Source organism: Paractinoplanes rishiriensis (genome assembly GCF_016862375.1).
Classification (GTDB): Bacteria; Actinomycetota; Actinomycetes; order Mycobacteriales; family Micromonosporaceae; genus Actinoplanes; species Actinoplanes rishiriensis.
On record NZ_BOMV01000054.1, the window covers coordinates 124,194 to 131,024 of the forward strand.

The following is a 6,831-nucleotide window of genomic DNA, read 5'->3' on the forward strand; positions in this document are numbered from 1 at the left end:
CGCTGTATCGTAGCCTGTCAATAAGAACGTGTTCTAGTTCTGTTGACGCGGAGGGGCCGGTGACGCGTTTCAGGATCGCGCGGCGACGGTGGACCCGGCTGGTGGCGTACGGGCTCGCCGGTGTGCTTTTGATTGTTCTGGTCTTTGCGGTGGTGCCGATGCCGGTCGTGAACCGGCTGCTCGGTGCCTACCTCCGCGATCTCGTGGCCGCGCAGGTCGCCTGTCCCGGCATGGCCGCCGCCCCGCCGGAAGTCACCGTGCGGGGCGGCGCGCTGCTGCCCCAACTGGTGCGCCGCCGGCTGGCCGAGATCGAGTTGACGATGCCGGACCTCACCATGAGCGGGGTCGAGCACGCGTCGTTCGCCGCCACCCTGCGTGACGTCAGCCAGCCGGAACCGGACGTCACCCGGGTCGGCAGTATGGACGCGGCGATCACCATCGGTTTCGCGAACCTGCCCGACCCGCCGGACGGTCAGCCCGTGCCCAGTTACCGCCGCGCGCCGGACGGGACGCTGGCGATCGAGGTCACGGTCCCGCCCGCGGCCGCCAAGGACGTGCGGACCAGGCTTTATCTGAAGATGGACATCAACGGGAACACCATCACCTCGACACCGCAACGACTGACAATCTTCGGGCGTACGCTGCCCGCCGCGCAGGTGGGTTCGATGACCGGCGGGGTTCGCAGGCAGAAGCTGCCGGCCCTGCCCGCGGGGCTCAACTACCGGTCGATCACCCCGAGGAGCGACGGGCTGCACGTGGCACTCGCGGGTGTGTCCACGACGCCGCTGAACCAACTGCCCACCAGCTTCGCCGGCCGTACGGTGTCCTACTCGGCGCGGGACGGGCTGCTCGGCATCTCCACCGCGTTCGAGATCCCGCCGATCGTCAACATCCCGCTGACCATCTACGCCCAGCCCCGGCTCGCCGGCGGCGCGATGACCCTGGAGCCTCGCTCGGTGCAGATTTTCGGCGCCAACCGGCCGCCCAGCGACCTGATCGCCAAGCTGGTCCTCGCCCAGATCAAGCAGGAGGACCTGTCCCGCCGGCTGCCCGCGCTCCCGGCCGGCATCCGGTACCGGTCGGTCACGGTCGACTCCGGCGGGATCAGGGTGGTGGTCAGCGGCGTGACCGTGCAGCCGTTCTCCAGCCTGCCCAAACCGAAGGGCGCGGTGACCACGTACGGTGCTGACAAAGGTTTGCTGACCGTCACCACCGTCGGCTCGGCCGGCCGCACCATGCCCGTCACCGTCTTTGCCGCGCCCGCCATCGCCGGCAACAAACTGGAGATCGCCCCGCAGCGGATCGGGATGTTCGACACTCTGTTCCCGGCCGCCGACGTGTTCGCCGAGCTGAAGTCGGAGAACACCACGTACGCGCTCCAGGCACTTCCGGCCGGCCTCGAGTACCGGCAGGTGGAGGTGGTTCCGGGCGGCCTCCGCATCCGGCTCACCGGTAGGGACGTGACCCTGAGCAAGGGCCTGCTGGGCGGGGGGTGCTAGCCCGCTTCCAGCACGAAGAAGAGGAAGCACAGGAACGCCGTCCGGGCGCCGAGGTGGGGCGGGAGGAGTTCGCCGCGAAACCGTCGTAGTGACTCGTCAAGTGCGGAATTCCTCTCCTAGGAGCGTTCGCAGCCGGCTCAGCGCCCGAGCAGTGCGCATCTTGACCACCGAGGCGGAGACACCGAGGATCGCGGCCACCGTTTCGACGCTGTGGTCCTCAGCGTGGCGCAGCACGAGCACGGCCCGCTCCTCGACCGCGAGGCGGGCCAGCGCGTCCACCAGGGCCAGGCGCAGCTCCGGCGTCCCGGGCGGGGTGCGTTCCGGCTGGTCCGGCAGGTCCGCCAGCACGACCTCGGTGCGGCTGCGTCGCCGCTGCTGGTCGAAGACGGCATTCATCAAAACCCGTCTGCTGTACGCCTCGAGGTTGGTCCCGGTGCGGATCCGGTCCCAGACCGAGTACATCTTCGCGAGCGTGTGCTGGGTCAGATCCTGCGCGAGATGCCAGTCCCGGCACATCAGGTAGGCGCTGCGCCGCAGCCGGGTGCCGACGGATTCCACGAACGCGGTGAACTCCTCGTCGTGCGACACGCGGCCGCGCCGACGACCGACACCGGTGTGAATTGCGGTCACAGGACCCCTCCGACGGGGGCGTCCGTCGAACACCGCCGGCCGATGATCTCTTGGACGCCGGCCATCGTCGCATACTGCGCGCGGAAGGCGGTGTACTCCGACGCCGCCACCAGCCGCAACCGGAACGACTCGGGGAAGGCGTCGGCGCCGACCGCCGCGACGAGGTCAGGCTCGTCCTGCCAGCGGACCTTGAACCTCTCGTAGGCCTGCGCGCGACTTTCGAAAAGCACGGCCGCCACCCGCGGATCACCGCTCAGCGCCGCCTCGACCGCCGCCCGCTCCGGGCCGGCCAGCCCCCGCTGGAGAAAGACCAGCACGTCGGTGGCGTCCCGCTCCACCGGATGCTCGGTGCACGACGCGGCCGCCATCGGCATCATCGCCGCTTCCACGGTCACCGGCCGATCCGTCCCGATCGCCTGGTTGAGGCCGGCGCCGACACTCATCACCAGGACCACGCCGGCCGCCACCCCGGCCACGGTCAGCCGCTGCCGCCGGCGGCGCATCCGGCCACCCTCGCTGATGGCGGCGAGCGCCAACTCCCCGGGCGCGAAGCCGGGGTCGTCACCGACCGCGTCGTCGAACTGTTGCCGCAGATCTCGTTCCACTGTCCGCTCCTCGTCATACCGTTTCGGGGTCGTACCGTTTCGGGCCTCTGCCGGTATGACTGGATGGCAGCGCGATCCGGTCACATCGATGGTCGGCGGCCCTGCCCCGGTAGCGTCATCCCTGGCGGGTGCCGGGGTGCTGCTCTACTCCGCGCCGAGCGGCAGGCCGGACCTCGCCCGGGCGTACGCCGAGGCGGCGCTGCTGGCCGGGGTTGCGTTCATCAACACGGTCCGGCCGTGGCGGCTACCCGTCCGAAGCGGCGTCCTACCTGAAGTCTCCGCCGGGGACCGCGGTGCGACGCGCCGTCAGCCGTGTTCGACGGCGGCGATGTTCGCCGCCTCGTCGGGGTCGGGCTCCGACGTGTCCAGGAACGCCTGCAGCACCTCGACCGCCACGTCCGGTGCCAGCCGTTTGAGGCTCATGGCCAGCACGTTCGCGTCGTTCCAGAGGCGGGCGCCGCGGGCTATCCACGGGTCCCAGGCCAGTGCGGCGCGGACGCCGGGGACCTTGTTGGCGGCGATCGCCGTGCCGGTGCCGGTCCAGCACATCACCACGCCGTAGTCGGCCCGGCCCTCGACGACCGCGCGGCCGACGAAGCGGCCCAGATCGGGCCAGCTCTCCGAACCCTGCGGCCGGATCACCTCGTGACCCTCCTCGGTCAGGGCCGCGACCACCGCCCGGGTCGTCTCGTTCTCGTCGTCGCTCGCGAACGCTACCCGCATGGGCGAAGCCTATCGCCCTTATTTCAGGCTTGACTTAATTAAGCCGCGGCTGACATAGTTCTGCCGTGCACGCGTTCGATGTTCTGGGAGAGCCGGTCCGGCGGCGGATTTTGGAGCTGCTCGCCGAGGGGGAGCAGAGTGCCGGTGCCATCGGTGACGTCATCCGGGCCGAGTTCGGGATCACGCCGCCGGCGGTTTCGCAGCACCTCAAGGTGTTGCGGGAGTCGGGCTTCGCGACCGTGCGGGCCGAGGGGACCAGGCGGCTCTACTCGGTCGACGCGGCGCCGCTCGAGGAGGCATACGTGTGGCTCGAACGCTTCCGCGGCTTCTGGAACCAGCGCCTGGACGCCCTGGCCACCGAGCTCGCCCGGGGCAAACGCGTGCGACCGACCGACAACCCCGAAAGGCAGGAATAACCGTGTTCGACATCGTCAACCAGATCAACGCCACCCACCGCGAGATCGGCAGCCAGCCGGTGGCTTCGGGGCCGGGGCGGTCGGTGCTGCTGCGCCGGGTTTATGACGCCGCCATCGAGGATGTCTGGGACGCCTGCACCGACCGGGACCGGCTGGGGCGCTGGCTCGGTGTGGTCGAGGGCGACCTCCGGGTCGGTGGCAAATACCAGCTCAAGGACAACGCGGGCGGCGAGATCCTGCGGTGCGAGCAACCGCGGCTGCTCAAGGTCACCTGGGAGCTGGGTGAGGGCATGAAAACCGAGGTGGAGGTACGCCTGACAGCCGGCGACGGGGATCGGACCACGTTCGAGCTGGAGCACTCCTCGCCCGCCGAGATCGTCGACGAGATGGTCAAGGCCTACGGTCCGGGCGGCACCATCGGGATCGGCGGCGGCTGGGACCTCGCGCTTCTGGGCCTCTACCTGCACCTGCGCGGGGCCGACTTCGACCCGGCCAGCTGGGAGGACAGCGCCGAGGTCAAGGAGTTCGCCACCCGCAGCTGCCACGCCTGGGGACCGGCCGTGCAGAAGGCCTGGAACACCAGCGACGACGACCTCGCGGCCGCCATCGCCTTCGGGGTGTCCCATTTCGCGCCGGAGACGCCGCAGAACTAACGGATCTCGCTCTGCAGGGGGGCGGAGGGACGGTGGGCGGCAGGCCGCCCACCGTGCCCCGGCGTGAGGTCACATCCGGGCCGGAACGGGCGTGGAGCGCGCGAGGGGACGCCTGGCGATACTGAGCAGGCGGCCGGTGTGGGAAACGCGTACTTTATAGGTCTTTTTAAGCGATGTGCTCCGAGGTGCGTGCGAACACAAATGTAGCTATGTCGAGTTTTTCTGGTGCTCCGTCGGGACTGCGGAGAATGCGGAGGAATTCGCCCTCGTTTTCGCCGGAGACGCCGCGCCAGACATCGGGGGACTCGCGGACAAACCGGTCAACATGGTTCGAGCCGGTCATCACGATGGCGTCGCCGTCGGCGTGGATCTCGAACTCGCGGCCCATCCACCACCAGCGGCCGATCAGCGCGGCCGCCTCGCCGGTTGCCGGAGCGGGCGGCACCCAGGCGCGCGGGACCGACGGCTCGGCGTCGATGGCCGTGGCCAGGGCTTCCAGGGCGACCGTGCTGATGTGCGTTTTGTCCAAGCCGTACGAATTGGCGAAGGCGATCACGCCGAGCCGGCTCCGGCGGTGCACCACGAGCTGGGACACGTAACCGGGCATGGAGCCGCCGTGGCCGACGAAGACGCGCTCGCCGACCCGGTAGAGGCGCAGGCCGAGGCCGTATCCGCGAGTCCAGGACTCCAGGTCGCTGATCACCACGGGCGCGCACATCTCGTCGACGGTCTCGCGGGGCAGCACGGCGGGCGCCGGATCGGAGAGCAGGGCGGCCCACTTCGCCATGTCGGTGACGGTCGACCAGAGCTGGCCGGCCGGCGCCATCGCGCCCGAGTCGTACCGCGGCTCCTCGTGCAGCGCGCCGGTCAGCGAGTGGACCACGTAGCCGCGGGCGTACGGCTCCATCGGCGCGTAGGTGGTCCGTTTCATGCCCAGCGGATCCAGCACCCGCTTGCCGGCCAGCGTCCACCAGCTCTCCCCGGTGACCCGCTCCAGCACCGCCCCGAGCAGGCCATATGCCAGGTTCGAGTAGTGGTAGCGGCGGAACGGCGGGCCGGCCAACTTGTCGTAGCCCAGCTCGGCCAGCAGCCTGTCGACGTCGCCGCCCGGGTTGCGCTCCCACCACGGGCCGTCCGGTTCGCGCTGGAGACCGGACACGTGGCCGAGCAGCTGGCGCAGCGTGACCCCGCCCACCGACGTGCCGGGCAGGTGCCGGTAGAGCAGGTCGTCGAGGGCGAAGAAGCCCTCGTCGCGCAGTTGCATGACCAGTGTGGCGGTCAGCGACTTGGTGATCGAACCCAGCCGGTACTGGGTTTTTGTGTCCGGAACGGGGTGTTCGCCCACCCCGGCGAAGTGCAGCACGGCCCGGTCCCGCACGACCGCGAGGGCCAGCGATGGCGTACGACCCTCGGATTGCGCCCGGGCGGCGATCTCATCGACCCGTCGTCCGGTCTCCGGCAGCAGCGACACTCTGGACCCTTTCGACTGATGGACCTCAACTGATGGACCTCAACTGATGGACCTCAACTGATGGACCTCGACTGATGGACTGATGGGTCTAACTGCGAACCGCCGATATGGCTACGCGCGAAACGGCCATCGCCGTGCGTGCGCAAGCGTGTCACGATCGAGTGGTGGAAGCGGTTATCTGGATTGTGCTCGGCATCGCGCTGGCGATCGCCGAAGCTTTCACGGCCAGCCTGCTGATCATTTTCTTCTCGGTGGGCGCACTCGCGGCGGCCGGTGCCGCCGCGCTCGGTGCGCCCCTGCTCGTTCAGGTGATCGTGTTCGCGGTCGTCTCCGGTCTCTCGGTGGGCGCGCTGCGCCCGATCATCCTGAAGCACGCCCGCCCCGCGCTCGAGAGCGGCGAGACGCCGATCGGGCTCGAGGCTATCGAGGGCAGCCACGGGACGGTACTGGAAGAGGTCGACGGCGGCCGCGGCATGATCAAGATCGACGGCGAGATCTGGCAGGCCCGGTCGTTTGACGGCCACGAGAAGTACCTCCCGGGCGAACGCGTCCGGGTCCTCAAGGTCAAGGGCGCCACCGCGATCGTGTGGCGCGACGATCTGCCAAACATATAGAGAGGCGCCATGGAAGCAGTGATCGGTGTCCTAGTCATCGTGATCGTGGTGTTCGCCATCGTCACGCTGCTCCGGTCCGTCCGCATCGTCCCCCAGCAGCGGATGGACGTGGTGGAGCGCCTGGGTAAGTACAAGCGGACCCTCAGTCCCGGCCTCAATCTGCTGGTGCCGTTCGTCGATGCGGTGCGGAGCAAGGTCGACATGCGTGAGCAGGTCGTCT

The 6,831-nt window shown here is 69.3% G+C and carries 9 protein-coding genes; 5 read left to right on the forward strand and 4 right to left on the reverse strand.

Annotation, left to right across the window (positions count from 1 at the left end):
• Positions 1-59: 59 nt before the first annotated feature.
• Positions 60-1,499 (forward strand): LmeA family phospholipid-binding protein, encoded by a 1,440-nt coding sequence (locus Ari01nite_RS22730; protein WP_203783648.1) that lies wholly within the window; start codon positions 60-62, stop codon positions 1,497-1,499.
• 96 nt (positions 1,500-1,595) lie between these two features.
• Here the strand turns inward: Ari01nite_RS22730 and Ari01nite_RS22735 are convergent, their stop codons facing one another.
• From Ari01nite_RS22735 to Ari01nite_RS22745, 3 genes are all read right to left on the reverse strand, one after another.
• Complete coding sequence (locus tag Ari01nite_RS22735; RefSeq protein WP_239162926.1) at positions 1,596-2,129, reverse strand: SigE family RNA polymerase sigma factor; 534 nt, start codon at positions 2,127-2,129, stop codon at positions 1,596-1,598.
• A complete protein-coding gene (locus Ari01nite_RS22740; protein WP_203783651.1) occupies positions 2,126-2,734 on the reverse strand; it encodes a permease-like cell division protein FtsX in 609 nt (202 codons plus the stop codon). Before Ari01nite_RS22740 ends, Ari01nite_RS22735 begins: the two co-directional genes overlap by 4 nt.
• Positions 2,735-3,040: 306 nt before the next feature.
• Complete coding sequence (locus Ari01nite_RS22745) at positions 3,041-3,457, reverse strand: RpiB/LacA/LacB family sugar-phosphate isomerase (protein ID WP_203783653.1); 417 nt, start codon at positions 3,455-3,457, stop codon at positions 3,041-3,043.
• Positions 3,458-3,522: 65 nt separating this feature from the next.
• Between Ari01nite_RS22745 and Ari01nite_RS22750 the strand changes: the two genes are divergently transcribed.
• The gene (locus Ari01nite_RS22750) at positions 3,523-3,873 is read left to right on the forward strand and encodes an ArsR/SmtB family transcription factor (RefSeq protein ID WP_203783655.1); all 351 of its coding nucleotides are present in this window, start codon (positions 3,523-3,525) and stop codon (positions 3,871-3,873) included.
• A gap of 2 nt (positions 3,874-3,875) precedes the next feature.
• Positions 3,876-4,526 (forward strand): SRPBCC domain-containing protein, encoded by a 651-nt coding sequence (locus Ari01nite_RS22755; protein ID WP_203783657.1) that lies wholly within the window; start codon positions 3,876-3,878, stop codon positions 4,524-4,526.
• 166 nt (positions 4,527-4,692) lie between these two features.
• Here Ari01nite_RS22755 and Ari01nite_RS22760 read toward each other — a convergent pair whose 3' ends face one another.
• Positions 4,693-5,997: a serine hydrolase domain-containing protein gene (locus tag Ari01nite_RS22760; RefSeq protein ID WP_203783658.1), complete on the reverse strand. Its 1,305-nt coding sequence runs from the start codon at positions 5,995-5,997 to the stop codon at positions 4,693-4,695.
• A gap of 164 nt (positions 5,998-6,161) precedes the next feature.
• Here Ari01nite_RS22760 and Ari01nite_RS22765 point away from each other — a divergent pair, with 164 nt between their 5' ends.
• Both Ari01nite_RS22765 and Ari01nite_RS22770 read left to right on the forward strand, forming a co-directional pair.
• Positions 6,162-6,611, forward strand: coding sequence for an NfeD family protein (locus Ari01nite_RS22765; protein WP_203783692.1), 450 nt, complete (start codon positions 6,162-6,164; stop codon positions 6,609-6,611).
• 9 nt (positions 6,612-6,620) lie between these two features.
• On the forward strand, positions 6,621-6,831 hold a 211-nt coding region (locus tag Ari01nite_RS22770; RefSeq protein ID WP_369076772.1), incomplete at its 3' end, for an SPFH domain-containing protein.

Bases quoted from the DNA above. Each gene is read 5' to 3' on its own strand.
- Ari01nite_RS22745 (WP_203783653.1), bottom strand. From the start codon at position 3,457: ATGCGGGTAGCGTTCGCGAGCGACGACGAGAACGAGACGACCCGGGCG.